Origin of the sequence: Streptomyces sp. RerS4 (assembly GCF_023515955.1) — a bacterium.
In the GTDB taxonomy this organism is placed as follows: domain Bacteria; phylum Actinomycetota; class Actinomycetes; order Streptomycetales; family Streptomycetaceae; genus Streptomyces.
Genome location: NZ_CP097322.1, coordinates 3467642 through 3483158, shown reverse-complemented (window position 1 = coordinate 3483158; position 15517 = coordinate 3467642). Strand labels below are relative to the sequence as shown.

The window sequence follows — 15517 nt, the reverse complement described above, 5'->3', positions numbered from 1 at the left end:
ACTCCCGGGCGGGGCCTTCGCCCATTCGTTCGCGAGGAGCCCGTACGGGCGCCCGTACGGGCCTCCTCAGCCCTCCGGGAGCTCCCCGGGCCCCGAGCCGCCGTGCAGGATCCCGGACTGGGCGATGAGGTAGCCCAGCTGGGCGCGGCTGCCGCTGCCCAGGGCGGCGGCCAGCTTCGCGATGTGCGCGCGGCAGGTGCGGACGTTCATTCCCAGCCGGCGGGCGATCGCCTCGTCCACGTGCCCCTCGATGAGCAGCTGCGCGATGGAACGCTGCACTCCGGAGATGCCGTCCGGGCTGTGCGTGTAGGTGACCTCGTCGTCCAACGGCACGGCTCTGCGCCAGAGTTGTTCGAAGACCTTGATGAGGTAGTCCACCAGTCCCGGGTGCCGCAGTTCCAGGGCCACCCGTCGGTCGTCGCTGGCGGGGATGAAGGCCACGGTGCGGTCGAAGATCATGAGACGCTCTATCAGTTCCTCCAGCGTGCGGATCTCCACCTTCCCCGTGGAGATCCGATCCACGTAGGCGAGCGTCCCCTGGCTGTGCCGCACGGTGTGCTGGTAGAGCGTCCGGATGCTCACCCCGCGGTCGATCATCGGCGTCGCGCGCTCCAGGGACTCGCTGAGGACGAACGTCGGCCGGGCGCCACCCGGCTGGATGGTCAGGGCCTCGGTGTGGCACTCGGCGGTGGCCAGGTCGATGGCGGCGTTGATCTGGTCGAATCCCTCCAGCACCGTGATGGCGTGGGTGTTGGCGGGACTCTGGGCGCTGATGGTGAGGAACGGCTCGAATGCATCGGTGAGATCCACGGCGGTGCGTCTGCGCTCTTGGATCTCGCGTTCGATCGGATGGAGCCGCTGGGCCAGTGCGATGGACGGGGGAACCGCGCGCAGCTGGTTCGCGTCGTCCGGGTCGGGTCGCAACAGCGCGAATTCGAGCAGGCAGGGGGCGATCTCGACCTCACCGCGGGCGACGCGGCCGGTGCTCAGAGCGGCCGCGTACAGTCGGGCTCCCTCGGTGCACATCTCCGTGACGGGGTGGGGATGTGTCGGTTTTATGTCGCTCTTGGGCAAATCTCCACCCCCCAGGGTCCTGAACATGTAAGAACATGATGCATCGTCCCTGTGGCACTGACGTGCCTGAATGAGCCATCGTCTGTCAGTGCGGGGGAGAGGATTCCATCAAGTGAGGACGAAGCCGACCATGTATAAGAGAATGCTTCGCTCGGCGCTTGCCGTTGTTTTCTCCGCCGTTGCGGTTTTTGGGGCAGTCGTCGCCGTCAACGGAGACGCGGGAAGCGTTCAGGCTGGTGCCGGTTCGTCGGCCGAGAAGGCGGGCGAGAGCGATTTCGGCTGGAACACCATCCCTGCGAAGGTCTCCTGATGACCCCCGACGACCGCGACTTCCGACGCGAGATGGCTTCGGCGTACCGGTCGGGCTGGCAGTTCATCGACCTCGCCACGGCGATCCCCTACGCCGGCGACTCGTTGATGGTCACCCTGTTCGGCCAGCCGATCGTCGTCGTGCGCGAGGAGGACGAAGACGTCCGCGCCTACCGCTGCCTGCGCCGTCCCCGGGGCGCACCGCAGCCCGTCCGCTGCGAAGTGCGGTACGGCATGGTCTTCGTCAACCTCGATCAGCGCGACCACCAGCTCTTCGAACCTGATATCACCACCGCCGCCACCCCCCGCAGTGCCTGAGGCGATTCCCCCGTCGTTGCAGATCGCATCAGGTGCTACCCCCACACAACGGCGCCATCGTGGACCTGACCACGATGGCGCCGTTGTGATGTCCGCGTCCAGTGGTTGAACCGGACAATCATCGGGCCGGAGCCAGGCTCGCCGAGCCCATTGCCCGGTCCAGCCTGATCTCCAGGACCACCCGGTCCGGGTTCGGCGAGGGCGTCCGCCCGTAGCGCTCCGCGTAGCGCGCCACCGCCTCGGCCACCGACGCCTCGTCCGTACGGACCACCGCGCGCCCCTCCAGGGTGGCCCAGAGCTTCCCCGCCATCTGGCACACCGCGACCCGCGCCGCACCGTCCGGTGCCTCCAGGACGTTGCGGATCTTCTTGCTGTGCTTGCTGCTGATCACCCGCGCCACGCCGGCCGCGGGGTCGTAGGTGACCCCGACGGGCACCACGTGCGGGGTGCCGTCGGGCCGCGGGGTGGTCAGGGTGCAGACGTGCCGTTCCCGCCAGAAGGCGAGGTACTCGGGCGTCGGGTTGAGTGGGTCGTGGGACATGCGCCGAAGCGTACGCGCGTGCCTTGAGTAGTGCCTTGAGTGGAATAGACTCAACTTTACAGACGCTGTACCTGTCAGATTCATCTGCCCGAGTCACGATCTGCTGATCATCCATCCCTCGGAGGGGAGAAGTCGCACGTGGACGCCGAACTGACCAACAGGAGCCGGGACGCCCTCAACGCCGCCACCAGCAGGGCCGTCAAGGACGGCCACGCCGACCTGACCCCCGCGCACCTGCTGCTGGCCCTGCTCGCCGGCGAGGACAACGAGAACATCACCGACCTGCTGGCCGCGACCGACGCCGACCAGGCGGCCATCCGGTCCGGCGCCGAGCGGCTCCTCGCCGCCCTGCCCAGCGTCACCGGATCCACCGTCGCCCCGCCGCAGCCCACCCGCGAGCTGCTCGCCGTCCTCGCCGAGGCCGACGCGCGGGCCGGGAAGCTGGGCGACGAGTACCTCTCCACCGAACACCTCCTCATCGCCATCGCCGCCAAGGGCGGCGCGGCCGGTGAGGCCCTTTCCGCCCAGGGCGCGACGGCGAAGAAGCTGCTCGCCGCCTTCGAGAACGCACGAGGAGGACGGCGGGTGACCACCCCCGACCCCGAGGGCCAGTACAAGGCCCTGGAGAAGTTCGGCACGGACTTCACGGCAGCCGCCCGCGAGGGCAAGCTCGACCCCGTCATCGGCCGCGACCACGAGATCCGCCGCGTCGTGCAGGTCCTCTCCCGCCGCACGAAGAACAACCCCGTGCTCATCGGCGAGCCCGGCGTCGGCAAGACCGCCGTCGTGGAGGGCCTCGCGCAGCGCATCGTCAAGGGCGACGTCCCCGAGTCGCTGAAGAACAAGCGGCTCGTCGCCCTCGACCTCGGCGCGATGGTGGCCGGCGCCAAGTACCGCGGCGAGTTCGAGGAGCGCCTCAAGACCGTCCTCGCCGAGATCAAGTCGAGCGACGGCCAGATCATCACCTTCATCGACGAGCTGCACACCGTCGTCGGCGCGGGCGCCGGCGGCGACTCCTCCATGGACGCGGGCAACATGCTCAAGCCCATGCTGGCCCGCGGCGAACTGCGCATGGTCGGCGCCACCACCCTCGACGAGTACCGCGAGCGGATCGAGAAGGACCCGGCCCTGGAGCGCCGCTTCCAGCAGGTGCTGGTCGCCGAGCCCACCGTCGAGGACACCATCGCGATCCTGCGCGGGCTCAAGGGCCGCTACGAGGCCCACCACAAGGTCGTCATCAACGACAGCGCCCTCGTCGCCGCCGCGACCCTCTCCGACCGCTACATCACCTCCCGCTTCCTCCCCGACAAGGCCATCGACCTCGTCGACGAGGCCGCCTCCCGGCTGCGCATGGAGATCGACTCCTCGCCCGTCGAGATCGACGAGCTCCAGCGCTCCGTGGACCGGCTGCGCATGGAGGAGCTGGCCCTGAACAACGAGTCCGACCCCGCCTCCCGCGAGCGCCTCGACAAGCTCCGCAAGGACCTCGCCGACAAGGAGGAGGAGCTGCGCGGCCTGACCGCCCGCTGGGAGAAGGAGAAGCAGTCCCTCAACCGCGTCGGCGAGCTCAAGGAGCGCCTGGACGACCTGCGCGGCCAGGCCGAGCGCGCCCAGCGCGACGGCGACTTCGACGCCGCCTCCAAGCTGCTCTACGGGGAGATCCCCGCCCTGGAGCGGGAGCTCGCGGAGGCCACCGAGGCGGAGGCCGAGGCGTCGAAGGGGACGATGGTCAAGGACGAGGTCGGCCCCGACGACATCGCGGACGTGGTCGGCGCCTGGACCGGCATCCCCGCCGGCCGGCTGCTGGAGGGCGAGACCCAGAAGCTGCTGCGCATGGAGGACGAGCTCGGCCGTCGCCTGATCGGCCAGACCGAGGCCGTACGGGCCGTCGCGGACGCCGTACGCCGCACCCGCGCCGGCATCGCCGACCCCGACCGGCCGACCGGCTCGTTCCTCTTCCTCGGCCCGACCGGCGTCGGCAAGACGGAGCTGGCCAAGGCGCTCGCGGACTTCCTCTTCGACGACGAGCGGGCCATGGTCCGCATCGACATGTCGGAGTACTCCGAGAAGCACAGCGTCGCCCGCCTCGTCGGCGCCCCGCCCGGCTACGTGGGCTACGAGGAGGGCGGCCAGCTCACCGAGGCCGTGCGCAGGCGCCCGTACTCCGTCGTGCTCCTGGACGAGGTCGAGAAGGCCCACCCCGAGGTCTTCGACATCCTGCTCCAGGTCCTCGACGACGGCCGCCTCACGGACGGCCAGGGCCGCACAGTGGACTTCCGCAACACGATCCTGATCCTGACCTCGAACCTGGGCAGCCAGTTCCTGGTCGATCCGGCGATGTCCGCCGAGGACAAGAAGGCCCGCGTCCTGGACGTGGTCCGGGCGAGCTTCAAGCCGGAGTTCCTCAACCGCCTGGACGACCTGGTGGTCTTCTCCGCGCTGACCCGCGACGAGCTGACCCACATCGCCGAGCTCCAGATCGGCCGCCTCGCCAAGCGCCTGGCCGACCGCCGCCTCACCCTGGACGTCACTCCCGAGGCGCTGGCCTGGCTGGCGGACAAGGGCAACGACCCGGCGTACGGCGCGCGCCCCCTGCGCCGGCTGATCCAGACGGCCGTCGGGGACCGCCTCGCGAAGGAGATCCTCTCCGGCGAGGTCCGCGACGGGGACACCGTACGCGTCGACGTGGCGGGTGAAGACCTGCTGGTCGGAAAGGCCCTTTAAAGGCGCTGTCGGGGTGAACGGCGGATGCCGTTCTGTCCGCCCGGAGCGGATCTCGCCGTGGGCTGGACACGAGGCGGGCCGGATGGTGGAGGATGAAGGTATCCGCACGAAGGGAAGTACACGGTGAGCATCGACCCGGCCTCGATTCCGAACTTCGGGGGGCAGCAGCCCGAACCTCAGGCCACAGGACCGGCGGGCCCCGTCGTCCCCGACCAGGAGCTCGTCAAGCAGCTCCTGGAGCAGATGGAGCTCAAGTACGTCGTCGACGACGAGGGTGACCTCGCGGCGCCGTGGGAGGACTTCCGGACGTACTTCATGTTCCGCGGCGAGGACGAGCAGCAGGTCTTCTCCGTGCGGACCTTCTACGACCGTCCGCACGCGATCGACGACAAGCCGCAGCTCCTGGAGTCCATCGACGACTGGAACCGCCGCACCCTGTGGCCCAAGGTCTACAGCCACACCCACGATGACGGCTCCGTCCGCCTCATCGGCGAAGCCCAGATGCTGATCGGCACCGGCGTCAACCTGGAGCACTTCGTGTCCTCCACGGTGAGCTGGGTCCGTGCCTCGATCGAGTTCGACAAGTGGCTCATCGAGCAGCTCGGGCTGGAGAAGGAAGTCGACTCCGCCGAGGGTGACGAGAAGAACGACGAAGGCGACGCCAACTGATCGGCCCCCGCCCTCACGGAGGTACCCGCGCCACGAGCGGCGGATACACCCCGTAACCGTACGAGAGCCCGGCCCCGCCCCCGGTCCCCCCGACCGCGGCGCGCGACCGGGCTCTCGCCGTGCTCCGCCCGACGCCGCTACTTCCCGGGCCGGAGCCGGGCGAGGCGGGCCACGGCCTGGTGGAGGATTTCCGGGCGTTTGCAGAAGGCCCAGCGGACCTGGGTGGCGCCGGCGGTGGGGTCGTCGTAGAAGACCTGGTTCGGGATGGCGACGACGCCGCAGCGTTCGGGCAGGGCGCGGCAGAAGGCGAGGCCGTCCTTCTCGCCGAGGGGGGCGATGTCGGTGGTGATGAAGTACGTGCCCTGGGGGCGGAAGACGTCGAAGCCGGCGGCTTCCAGGCCCCCGGCGAGGAGGTCGCGCTTGGCGGCGAGGTCCTGGCGGAAGTCCTCGTAGTAGGCGTCGGGCAGGGCGAGGGCCTCGGCGACGGCGTACTGGAAGGGGCCGGAGGAGACGTACGTCAGGAACTGCTTCGCCGAGCGGACCGCGCCGACGAGGGCGGGCGGGGCGGTGACCCAGCCGACCTTCCAGCCGGTGAAGGAGAACGTCTTGCCGGCGCTGGAGATGGTCACGGTGCGCTCGCGCATGCCGGGCAGGGACGCGAGCGGGACGTGGGCGCCCTCGAAGACGAGGTGCTCGTAGACCTCGTCGGTGACCACGAGCAGGTCCCGCTCGATCGCCAGCTCGGCGATCACGGCGAGTTCCTCGCGGGTCAGGACGGTGCCCGTCGGGTTGTGCGGGGTGTTCAGCAGGAGCAGGCGGGTGCGCGGGGTGATCGCGTCGCGCAGGGCGTCCAGGTCGGGGCGGAAGTGCGGGGCGCGCAAGGTGAGCGGGACGCGGTGCGCGCCCGCCATCGCGATGCAGGCGGCGTAGGAGTCGTAGTAGGGCTCCAGGGCGATGACCTCGTCGCCCGGCTCCAGCAGGCCGAGGAGGGCGGCGGCGATGGCCTCGGTGGCGCCGGCGGTGACCAGGACCTCGGTGTCCGGGTCGTACGAGAGCCCGTGGAAGCGCTCCTGGTGCGCGGCGATCGCCGTACGCAGCTCGGGGACGCCGGGGCCCGGCGGGTACTGGTTGCCGCGGCCGTCGCGGATGGCGCGCACGGCCGCCTCGGCGATCTCGGCGGGCCCGTCGGTGTCGGGGAAGCCCTGGCCCAGGTTGATCGACCCGGTGCGGGCGGCCAGGGCGGACATCTCCGCGAAGATCGTGGTGCCGAAGGGCGCCAGACGGCGGTTGAGGAAGGGACGGCTGCTGCTCGCGGGTGCGGTCATGGGCGTCATCCTGGGGGGAACCTCTGGAGTTGCTCAAGTGTGCTTTGGCCGGATCGCGCCGAGGGCATCACTGCGACACGCCGGGATCAGGGGACCCGGGCCCCGGGGACCGGGGCGTTCAGAGAGAGGGGGCCAGGACATGGTCGTCGCCGTTGTACTCGTTGTGGTCGGTGTCGTGGTCGTGGGGGGAATCGTCGCGGTGGCCGTCCGGGCCGCCAAGCGCGGGCGCGGGTCCGTGGGCCTCGGCAAGAGCGGCGCGTCGCGCGGTGGGAGTGGCGACGGCGGCTGGTGGGTGGCGGGCACCGCCGGCGGTTCGTCCGCGACCTGCGGTTCCTCGTCGTCCTCCTGCGGTTCCTCATCGTCGTGTGGTTCCTCGTCCTCGTCGTCGTCCTCCTGCGGTGGCGGGGGATGCGGCGGGAGCTGACACTGAGGGGGGTCGGACCTGCGTGAACAGGGCGCTACGGGGGCACAACTGCCCTTGTGCGTCCTGTTGTTCGGCTCGGCGTTACGGCGTACGGGCGGGATGTTGTTGAACACGTGAACCGGGTAGCCCCCGGGGGGATGTAAACCCCGTCAAGTTGGGTAAAAACGCTGTGAGTGCCGTGCCTTTCATGATTCCCTCGGTTGAGTAGACCAGTCCTCGGACCTCCCTGGACTTCCTGTGGACCCGTGCCGGTGTCCCCCCACCCGTTGACTACCGCTGGCGGGCCCCGGCCCATCTCCCTCGCGCGTTTGCGGAGCCGACTCATGCTCACGACCCTCCAGACCACCTATACCGACACGCGTGCCGCCGATCTCGCCTGGGCCCTGGGACGGGACCGGCTGCCCGCCTTGGCCGTACTGAACCTCCAGCTCGCGGACGCCAAGGTGGAGTTGCGCCTGCTCGGGGCCTCTCACCAGGTGCTTCTGGAGGAGGGCGCGGTGCTCTGTTCGGAGACCGTCGCCTGTATGCCCGGCAGCAGCACACCGCTGCCGCTCGGCGTGGCGAAGCGGGTGGGCGACTGGGAGTACGAGTTCGCCGCGCGTGTCGAGACCCTCTCGCGCGGCTCGTTCGCCGGGCGTGCGCAGGAACTCCTCGCCCTGGTCGCGGATCACCCGAACGGGCTAGCCGGCACCTTTCCGGGCAGCCCGCACGCCTTCACCGCGCTGCTCGTGCAGCGCCATGAGGGGCAGGTGCGTTGGCGGACCTGGCACGCGTACCCGCAGGAAGGGCAGCTGGTCGCCACCCGTACGCGGGTCGGGGTGCGGATGGGGGCGCCCGTATAGGGCCGACCCGCGGGCTGCCGTGGGGGCGTGGACCGCGGTGTTGGCCGCGGTGGCGACCAGGCGTTAACCCAACTGGCCGGGCGCGTGCGGCAGTTGCACCCATGTGGGTGACATGGTGCGGGTGGGTGGTGACGTACGGTTCGCTGCATGATCGACCGTTCCGCCCCCCGCGGGGTGCTCCCGGCGCCGGATCCGCGGGGGGTGCAGACCGTCCCGGCCGCCCTGCCCGTACACCCCCGGACCGGCCGACTGCTCGTCCTGGCCACGGTGTTCGTGTGTGCCGCCTGCGGGCTCGTGTACGAGCTGGAACTGCTCGCCCTCGGCTCGTACCTCATCGGCGATTCGGTCACGCAGGCGTCCGTCGTGCTGTCCGTCATGGTCTTCGCCATGGGCGTCGGTTCCCTGCTCGCCAAACGGCTGCGCCGGCGGCCCGCCTTCGGCTTCGGCGTCATCGAGGCCGGCCTCGCGCTGCTCGGCGGGCTCTCCGCCATGGCCCTGTACGCGAGTTTCGCGTGGCTGGGGGAGTCCAGGACGGCGCTCGTCGCCTTCTCCTTCACCATCGGCGTGCTCATCGGCGCCGAGATCCCGCTGCTGATGGTCCTCATCCAGCGGATCCGCCGGCAGGACGCGGGCGGCGCCGTCGCCGACCTGTTCGCCGCCGACTACGTGGGCGCCCTGATCGGCGGACTCGCCTTCCCCTTCCTGCTGCTGCCGGTGTTCGGGCAGCTCATCGGCGCCATGGTGACCGGCGCCGTCAACGCCGTCATGGGCGGTGCGCTCGTCCTGTGGCTGTTCCGCCGCGACCTGACCCCGCGCTGTCGCCGGCTGCTCGTCGCCGCGAACGCCACGGTCCTGGCCGTCCTCGCCTCCGCGACCCTGTTCGTGGGCGACTTCGAGCGCGTCGCCCGGCGCGCCGTCTACGGCGGCGAAGTACGGGTCGCCGTCCAGACCGGGGTGCAGGAGCTGGTCCTGACCGGCCCGTCCGGGGGCTCGCCCCGCTCCCTCGACCTGTACCTCGACGGGCGGCTGCGGGTCAGCGGATACGACGAGTACCGCTACCACGAGGCGCTGGTCCACCCCGCGATGACCGGCGCGCACGCCCGCGTCCTGGTCCTCGGCGGCGGCGACGGACTCGCCGCGCGCGAGGTGCTGCGCTACCGCGACGTCGCCTCCGTCACCGTCGTCGAACTCGACCCCGCAGTGGTCCGCCTCGCCCGCACCGACCCGATGCTGTCCGCGCTCAACGACCGCGCCTTCGAGGACCCCCGCCTCGGGGTCGTCACCCAGGACGCCTTCGCCTGGTTGCGGGGACCGGCCGCCGGGGACCGCTTCGACGTCATCGTCTCCGACCTGCCCGACCCCGGCATCACCCCCAGCACGAAGCTGTACTCGCAGGAGTTCTACGGGCTCGCCGCACGGGCCCTCAAGCCCGGCGGGCGTCTCGCGGTGCACGCGGGGCCCCTGGCCACGCGACCGCGTACGTACTGGACCGTCGAATCCACCCTCCGCGCGGCCGGGCTGCTCACCTCCCCGTACAGCGCGGGCGGCCGGCTCTCCGGCTTCGCCGCCGGCCCCGACCGCACCCCCGGCGGGGCCGTGGGCGCGCCGCCGCAGGACTGGGGCTTCGTCCTCGCCGCCCTGGACCGGGTGCCCGAGCTGCGGGTCGACCGCGACACGCCCGCCCTGCGCGCCGTGTCCACCCGGGCCCTCCAGGACGCGGCCCGGGACGCCGCCCGCGTCCGCCCCGCCGGCGGGATGCCGCCCTCGACGCTGCCGCACCCCCGCTACACCTGACCGCCCGCGCAGTCCGCTTCGCGACCGGCGTCGTGTCCGTGTCCACCGGCGGCTCGTCCTGGGTCGTGCCGTCAAAGGATCGTCTGCCCGGCGCGCGGACGACGCTACTTTGACGGCACTCCCTCGGTAGGCTCGTCCGCATGGAGCATCAGGTGTTCGTTCCGGTCCCGGCAGAAGACCTCCGTGCCGCGCTGCGCGACCCCGCCCGGGTGGCCCGCTGCGTACCGGGGCTCCAGCACGACGCCGGGGACGCCTCCGGGTCGGTGACGGGGCGGCTGCGGGTGCGGGTCGGCGGGCACACCGTCACCTACCGGGGCGCCTTGACCGTCACCGAGCGTTCCCCCGAGCACTTCACCGTCGAGGGCGGCGGCACCGAGGTCCGGGGCAGCGGCACGGTCACCGTCTCGGTCGGGGTGCGGCTGGTCCCGCACGACGGCGGGACCCGGCTGGAGTTCACCGGCGGGGCCGACGCCGACGGCCGGGCCGCCGCCTTCGAGCCGGAGGCCACCGTCACCGCCCTCGGGCGGCTGCTGGACCGCTTCACCGCGAACCTCGCCGCCGAGGCGGGCGCGGGCCCCGTGGTCCCGGGCAGCCGCGAGGAGGACTCGGAGCTGCGCGACCCGGTGGCGGAGGCGGAAGAAGCGGAAGCGGCGCTGGAGGCCGCCGCCGAGGATGCCGCGGAACCCGGGGAACCCGGGGAACCCGGGGAACCCGGGGGCTCCGCCGCGAAGGACGCCGACGCCGCCTCCGTGTTCGACGTCGAGGTGCCGCCCCCCTCCCTCGACCCCTTCCTGGAATCGGGCTTCACCGAAGCCGACGCCGGCGCCGGCGAGCCCGCCCCGCCCACGCGGCCCCCGGCCGAGGCCGCCCACGCCCGCCGCACGATGATCGGCCGCAGCGCCGAGGAGGTCGACCACGCGCCCCCGCGCGGCCGTTACGCCCCGGTCCCGGCGCCCTCCGCCGCCTCCACCGGCCCCGGCATGCGCTGGATCGCCCCGGCCGCCGCCCTCGCCCTGGCCTCGGCCGTCGTCGTCGGCAGGGCACTGCGCCGCCGCCGCTAGCTTGGGCTTCGCTAGGCCTTGTTGATCAGGCCGCCGTAGGGTCACCGTATGACTACGCGACTGAGCGCCGGCGGCGCCGACATCACCATCGATCAGGAGAACGGCTGCCGGATCAGCGCCCTGCGCGTCGACGGCATCGAGCTGCTGCGCCAAGGCCCGCACTTCGGGGCCTTCCCGATGGTCCCCTGGTGCGGGCGCATCGAGAACGGCCGGTTCCGCGACGGCGCGGCCGTCCACCAGATGCCCCTGAACCACCCCCCGCACGCCATTCACGGCCTCGGCCGCAACGCGCCCTGGAAGCCCGCGCGGGTCACCGACACCGAGGCGGTCTTCACGTACGACCTCACCGACCCGTGGCCCCACGCCGGCCGGGTGACGCAGATCTTCGAGCTGGGCGAGGACGCGCTGACGATCACCATGGGCGTGGAGACGTACCAGGACTCCTTCCCGGCGCAGGCGGGCTGGCACCCGTGGTTCAACCGGGTCCTGACGGACGGCGGGGAACCGGCCCGGATCGCCTTCGAGCCGGCGTGGCAGGAGGAGCGCGGCGACGACCACCTCCCCACCGGCCGCCGCATCGACCCCACCCCCGGCCCCTGGGACGACTGCTTCGGGATGCCCGAGGGGGTCGACGTCACCCTCACCTGGCCCGGACAGCTCGCGCTGAACATCGCCAGCCCGGCCGAATGGGTGGTCGTCTACGACGAGCAGGACGAGGCGGTCTGCGTGGAGCCCCAGTCCGGTCCGCCGAACGGCCTGAACACCCTCCCGCGCCTGGTCACGCCGGTCGACCCGCTGGAGGTCTCCACCACGTGGACCTGGCGCCGGCTCGGGTAGCACCCCTTTAAGCTCGACGGCATGACTGACGTACGCGATGCGCTTCTGCAGCAGATCAAGGACAAGGCCGTCGTGCACGGCAAGGTGACCCTCTCCTCCGGCCGTGAGGCCGACTACTACATCGACCTCCGTCGCATCACCCTCGACGGCGAGGCCGCCCCGCTCGTCGGTCAGGTCATGCTCGACCTGACCGCCGACCTCGACTTCGACTGCGTCGGCGGCCTGACCCTCGGCGCCGACCCGGTCGCCACGTCGATGCTGCACGCCTCCGCCGCGCGCGGTGAGCGCCTGGACGCCTTCGTCGTGCGCAAGGCGCAGAAGGCCCACGGCATGCAGCGCCGCATCGAGGGCACCGACGTGAAGGGCAAGCGCTGCCTCGTCGTCGAGGACACCTCGACCACCGGTGGATCCCCGCTGACGGCCGTCGAGGCCGTCCGCGAGGCGGGCGGCGAGGTCGTCGCCGTCGCCACGATCGTGGACCGGGGTGCGGCGGACGCCATCGCCGCCGCCGGGCTCCCGTACCTGACCGGCTACCGGCTGGGCGACCTGGGCCTTTCCTGACCTGCCCTTTTCGGGGTGGGCGGAGTGTTTCACGTGAAACACTCCGCCCGCTTCGCACTCCCTGTGTGTGGTGAGGGGGGTGGAGTGTCGCGCGGAGTCTGGAAAGATGGGGGCGACGATGACGTCGCCCCCAGGTCAGGGCCCGCAATCAGCACCCTTCCCCGCACAACCAAGGAGCGGACAGATGCCCATCGCAACCCCCGAGATCTACAACGAGATGCTCGACCGGGCGAAGGCAGGCAAGTTCGCCTACCCGGCCATCAACGTGACGTCGACGCAGACCCTGCACGCGGCGCTGCGCGGCTTCGCCGAGGCCGAGAGCGACGGCATCATCCAGATCTCCACCGGCGGTGCCGAGTTCCTGGGCGGCCAGTACAACAAGGACATGGTCACGGGCGCGGTCGCCCTGGCCGAGTTCGCGCACGTCGTCGCCGCCAAGTACGACATCACCGTCGCGCTGCACACGGACCACTGCCCCAAGGACAAGCTGGACGGCTACGTACGTCCGCTCCTGGAGGTGTCCGCCGAGCGCGTGGCCCGTGGTCTGAACCCGCTCTTCCAGTCGCACATGTGGGACGGCTCCGCCGAGACCCTGGCCGACAACCTGGCCATCGGTCAGGAGCTGCTCGCCAAGGCCGCCGCCGCGAAGATCATCCTTGAGGTCGAGATCACCCCGACCGGCGGCGAGGAGGACGGCGTCAGCCACGAGATCAACGACGAGCTGTACACCACCGTCGACGACGCGATCCGTACCGCCGAGGCCCTGGGCCTGGGCGAGAAGGGCCGCTACCTGCTGGCCGCCTCCTTCGGCAACGTGCACGGCGTCTACAAGCCGGGCAACGTCGTCCTGCGCCCCGAGCTGCTCAAGGACCTCCAGGCCGGTGTCGCGGAGAAGTTCGGCAAGGCCTCCCCGTTCGACTTCGTCTTCCACGGCGGTTCGGGCTCCACGGCCGAGGAGATCGCCACCGCGCTGGAGAACGGCGTCGTGAAGATGAACCTCGACACCGACACCCAGTACGCCTTCTCCCGTCCGGTCGCGGACCACATGTTCCGCAACTACGACGGTGTCCTGAAGGTCGACGGCGAGGTCGGCAAGAAGTCCACCTACGACCCGCGCACCTGGGGCAAGCTGGCCGAGGCCGGCATGGCCAAGCGCGTCGCCGCCGCCTGCGCCGACCTGCGTTCCACCGGCACCAAGCTGAAGTAACACCGCACTGACACAACACCGCGCGCCGGCACCGCCGTGCCGCCGCGAGGACCCGGAGGGGGTCCATCGGTCCGCGAGGGCCGGTGGGCCCCCTCGGTTCGTGTGCCCGTCCCGATCTGACGGAGGAGCGCTGTGGCGTTGGACGGATCTCGCCCGATGGTGTGAAATCTACGCACAGAAAACGTACCCGTGGGAATGTAAACGCCGGCGGGCCAGGAGAGGCGACCCCACCCCATGAGGACAGAGCGACCCCAGGCGAAGCAGGACCGGGCGGTGCGCACCCGTCAGGCCATCCTGGACGCGGCGGCCGTGGTCTTCGAGGAGCACGGGTACGACGGGGCCAAGCTCTCGGACATCGTCAACATCGCGAAGGTCACCAAGGGAGCGCTGTACTTCCACTTCGACTCGAAGGAAGGCCTCGCCCAGGCCGTCATCGACGCGCAGAACGCCTCGCCGCCGACGGTGTTGCCGCAGGCCTACAAGGCGCAGGAGTTCCTGGACATCGGCATGGTGTTCTCGCACCGGCTGCGGCACGAGACGCTGATCCGGGCGAGCGCCCGGCTCACCCTGGACCAGGCGGGCCGTGAACTGGACAAGGCCACCCCCTACCAGGCCTGGATCGATCAGCACGTCTCCGTGCTGGTCGAGGCGCGCGAGCGCGGGGAGCTGCTGCCGAACGTGGACCCGGTGGTGCCGGCGCGGCTTGTCGTGGGCGCGTACGCGGGGCTCAACACCATGGCGCAGATGCTCCGCCTCGACCTCGACGCGCAGGTGTCGGAGCTGTACACGCACGTGATGCCGAACGTGGTGGTGCCGGCGGTGGCGATCCGGCTGGACACGGCCCCCGGGCGGGGCGCGCGGGCGCTGTACGGGCCGCGGGGCGGTCACCCGTGCGAGATCGGCTGCGCCGACGGCGTGCCCGGACGGGAGTGAGCGGTCCCTCGCGCGTTCTTCCAAAAAAGATCCTTCCGGGTATTATTTTTTCGCTCGCATGCCCAGGGGGAAAACTGTGGACATTGAGGTACTCGGAGCACCACGGGTCATCGAGAACGGGGTGCCCATCACGGCGCCCACGCCCGAGTCCCGACACGTCCTGGCGGTCCTCGCGGCCTGTCCCGACCGGGTGGTGCCCGTGTCCGTGCTCGCCGACGAACTGGCTCGCCGCACCCCGCCCGAGCACACCCGGGGCGCCCTGCACACCGCCGTACGCCGCCTGCGCGAGCGTTTCGCGGAAGCGCTGGGGGCCGGCTCGGTACGGACTCCCGAGACCGTCCTCTCCACACGTCCCGGCGGGTATCTTCTCGACACCGGCGGCGGCCGTTCCGACGTCCGCGAGTTCGCGCGCGAGGCGGGCGCCGGCTACCGGGCCATGGGGCGCGGCGACTTCGAGCAGGCCGCGTCGCGGCTGCGCCGGGCGCTCGCGCTGTGGACCGGCCCGGCGCTCGACGGGATCGACGCCGGGGACTGGCTCGGCGGCCGGATCGCAGTGCTCGACGCCGACCGGCTCGCGGCACTCGGACAGTGGGTCGAGGCGGAGCTCGCGCTCGGCCGGTACCGCGAACTGCGACTGGAACTGGCCGGCCTGCGCGGCGCGGGCGGCCGCCACCCCGGCGACGCCTACCTGACCGCGCTGCGCCGCGCCGAAGCCCGTGTCGAGGCCCGCGCGGAGGCCCTGCGCGCCGCCCCACCGCCCCCCGGGCTGACCCTGGCGGGCGCGACCCGCCGCTGACTACGAGCCCCTGACGACGGGCCCCCGACGACCGGATCCTGACGGCCCGTCCGCGCCTCCCCCCGCCCCGCCTTGACCCCCCGCCGCCCGGAACCTAGGTTC

The 15517-nt window shown here is 71.4% G+C and carries 16 protein-coding genes; 13 read left to right on the top strand and 3 right to left on the bottom strand.

What is annotated here, in order from left to right; translation table 11 throughout:
* Positions 1-66 precede the first annotated feature (66 nt).
* The gene (locus M4D82_RS15975; protein WP_249766695.1) at positions 67-1101 is read right to left on the bottom strand and encodes a helix-turn-helix transcriptional regulator; all 1035 of its coding nucleotides are present in this window, start codon (positions 1099-1101) and stop codon (positions 67-69) included.
* Between the two features lie 85 nt (positions 1102-1186).
* On the opposite strand from M4D82_RS15975, the gene M4D82_RS15970 reads away from it, so the two are divergent.
* Together M4D82_RS15970 and M4D82_RS15965 are read left to right on the top strand one after the other, a co-directional pair.
* The gene (locus M4D82_RS15970) at positions 1187-1384 is read left to right on the top strand and encodes a hypothetical protein (RefSeq protein ID WP_249766694.1); all 198 of its coding nucleotides are present in this window, start codon (positions 1187-1189) and stop codon (positions 1382-1384) included.
* On the top strand, positions 1384-1701 hold the full coding sequence (locus tag M4D82_RS15965; protein ID WP_249766693.1) for a Rieske (2Fe-2S) protein: 318 nt from the start codon (positions 1384-1386) through the stop codon (positions 1699-1701). Before M4D82_RS15970 ends, M4D82_RS15965 begins: the two co-directional genes overlap by 1 nt.
* Before the next feature lie 118 nt (positions 1702-1819).
* Here the strand turns inward: M4D82_RS15965 and M4D82_RS15960 are convergent, their stop codons facing one another.
* Positions 1820-2242, bottom strand: coding sequence for a pyridoxamine 5'-phosphate oxidase family protein (locus M4D82_RS15960; RefSeq protein WP_249766692.1), 423 nt, complete (start codon positions 2240-2242; stop codon positions 1820-1822).
* Positions 2243-2380: 138 nt separating this feature from the next.
* On the opposite strand from M4D82_RS15960, the gene clpB reads away from it, so the two are divergent.
* Together clpB and M4D82_RS15950 are read left to right on the top strand one after the other, a co-directional pair.
* Positions 2381-4966: an ATP-dependent chaperone ClpB gene (clpB, locus tag M4D82_RS15955; RefSeq protein WP_249766691.1), complete on the top strand. Its 2586-nt coding sequence runs from the start codon at positions 2381-2383 to the stop codon at positions 4964-4966.
* A 123-nt stretch (positions 4967-5089) separates the two neighbouring features.
* Positions 5090-5635, top strand: a complete 546-nt coding sequence (locus tag M4D82_RS15950) for a type III secretion system chaperone family protein (RefSeq protein ID WP_249766690.1) — start codon at positions 5090-5092, stop codon at positions 5633-5635.
* 137 nt (positions 5636-5772) lie between these two features.
* Here the strand turns inward: M4D82_RS15950 and M4D82_RS15945 are convergent, their stop codons facing one another.
* Positions 5773-6969 carry a pyridoxal phosphate-dependent aminotransferase gene (locus M4D82_RS15945; RefSeq protein ID WP_249766689.1) on the bottom strand — a complete coding sequence of 399 codons (1197 nt, stop codon included), beginning with the start codon at positions 6967-6969 and terminating at the stop codon, positions 5773-5775.
* Positions 6970-7248: 279 nt separating this feature from the next.
* Here M4D82_RS15945 and M4D82_RS15940 point away from each other — a divergent pair, with 279 nt between their 5' ends.
* From M4D82_RS15940 to M4D82_RS15900, 9 genes are all read left to right on the top strand, one after another.
* Positions 7249-7410 carry a hypothetical protein gene (locus M4D82_RS15940; protein ID WP_249766688.1) on the top strand — a complete coding sequence of 54 codons (162 nt, stop codon included), beginning with the start codon at positions 7249-7251 and terminating at the stop codon, positions 7408-7410.
* A gap of 297 nt (positions 7411-7707) precedes the next feature.
* The gene (locus tag M4D82_RS15935; RefSeq protein WP_249766687.1) at positions 7708-8226 is read left to right on the top strand and encodes a DUF2617 family protein; all 519 of its coding nucleotides are present in this window, start codon (positions 7708-7710) and stop codon (positions 8224-8226) included.
* 147 nt (positions 8227-8373) lie between these two features.
* Positions 8374-10020: a polyamine aminopropyltransferase gene (locus M4D82_RS15930; protein WP_249766686.1), complete on the top strand. Its 1647-nt coding sequence runs from the start codon at positions 8374-8376 to the stop codon at positions 10018-10020.
* A 140-nt stretch (positions 10021-10160) separates the two neighbouring features.
* Positions 10161-11081 (top strand): SRPBCC family protein, encoded by a 921-nt coding sequence (locus M4D82_RS15925; RefSeq protein WP_249766685.1) that lies wholly within the window; start codon positions 10161-10163, stop codon positions 11079-11081.
* Positions 11082-11129: 48 nt separating this feature from the next.
* Positions 11130-11918, top strand: a complete 789-nt coding sequence (locus M4D82_RS15920; protein WP_249766684.1) for an aldose epimerase family protein — start codon at positions 11130-11132, stop codon at positions 11916-11918.
* A gap of 21 nt (positions 11919-11939) precedes the next feature.
* Positions 11940-12479: an orotate phosphoribosyltransferase gene (gene pyrE / locus M4D82_RS15915; RefSeq protein ID WP_249766683.1), complete on the top strand. Its 540-nt coding sequence runs from the start codon at positions 11940-11942 to the stop codon at positions 12477-12479.
* A gap of 184 nt (positions 12480-12663) precedes the next feature.
* Entirely contained in the window at positions 12664-13686 is a 1023-nt protein-coding gene (fbaA, locus tag M4D82_RS15910) for a class II fructose-bisphosphate aldolase (RefSeq protein ID WP_249766682.1), read from the top strand.
* Positions 13687-13920: 234 nt separating this feature from the next.
* Complete coding sequence (locus M4D82_RS15905; RefSeq protein ID WP_249766681.1) at positions 13921-14619, top strand: ScbR family autoregulator-binding transcription factor; 699 nt, start codon at positions 13921-13923, stop codon at positions 14617-14619.
* Between the two features lie 76 nt (positions 14620-14695).
* Positions 14696-15415 (top strand): AfsR/SARP family transcriptional regulator, encoded by a 720-nt coding sequence (locus M4D82_RS15900; RefSeq protein WP_249766680.1) that lies wholly within the window; start codon positions 14696-14698, stop codon positions 15413-15415.
* The last annotated feature ends 102 nt before the right edge of the window (positions 15416-15517 follow it).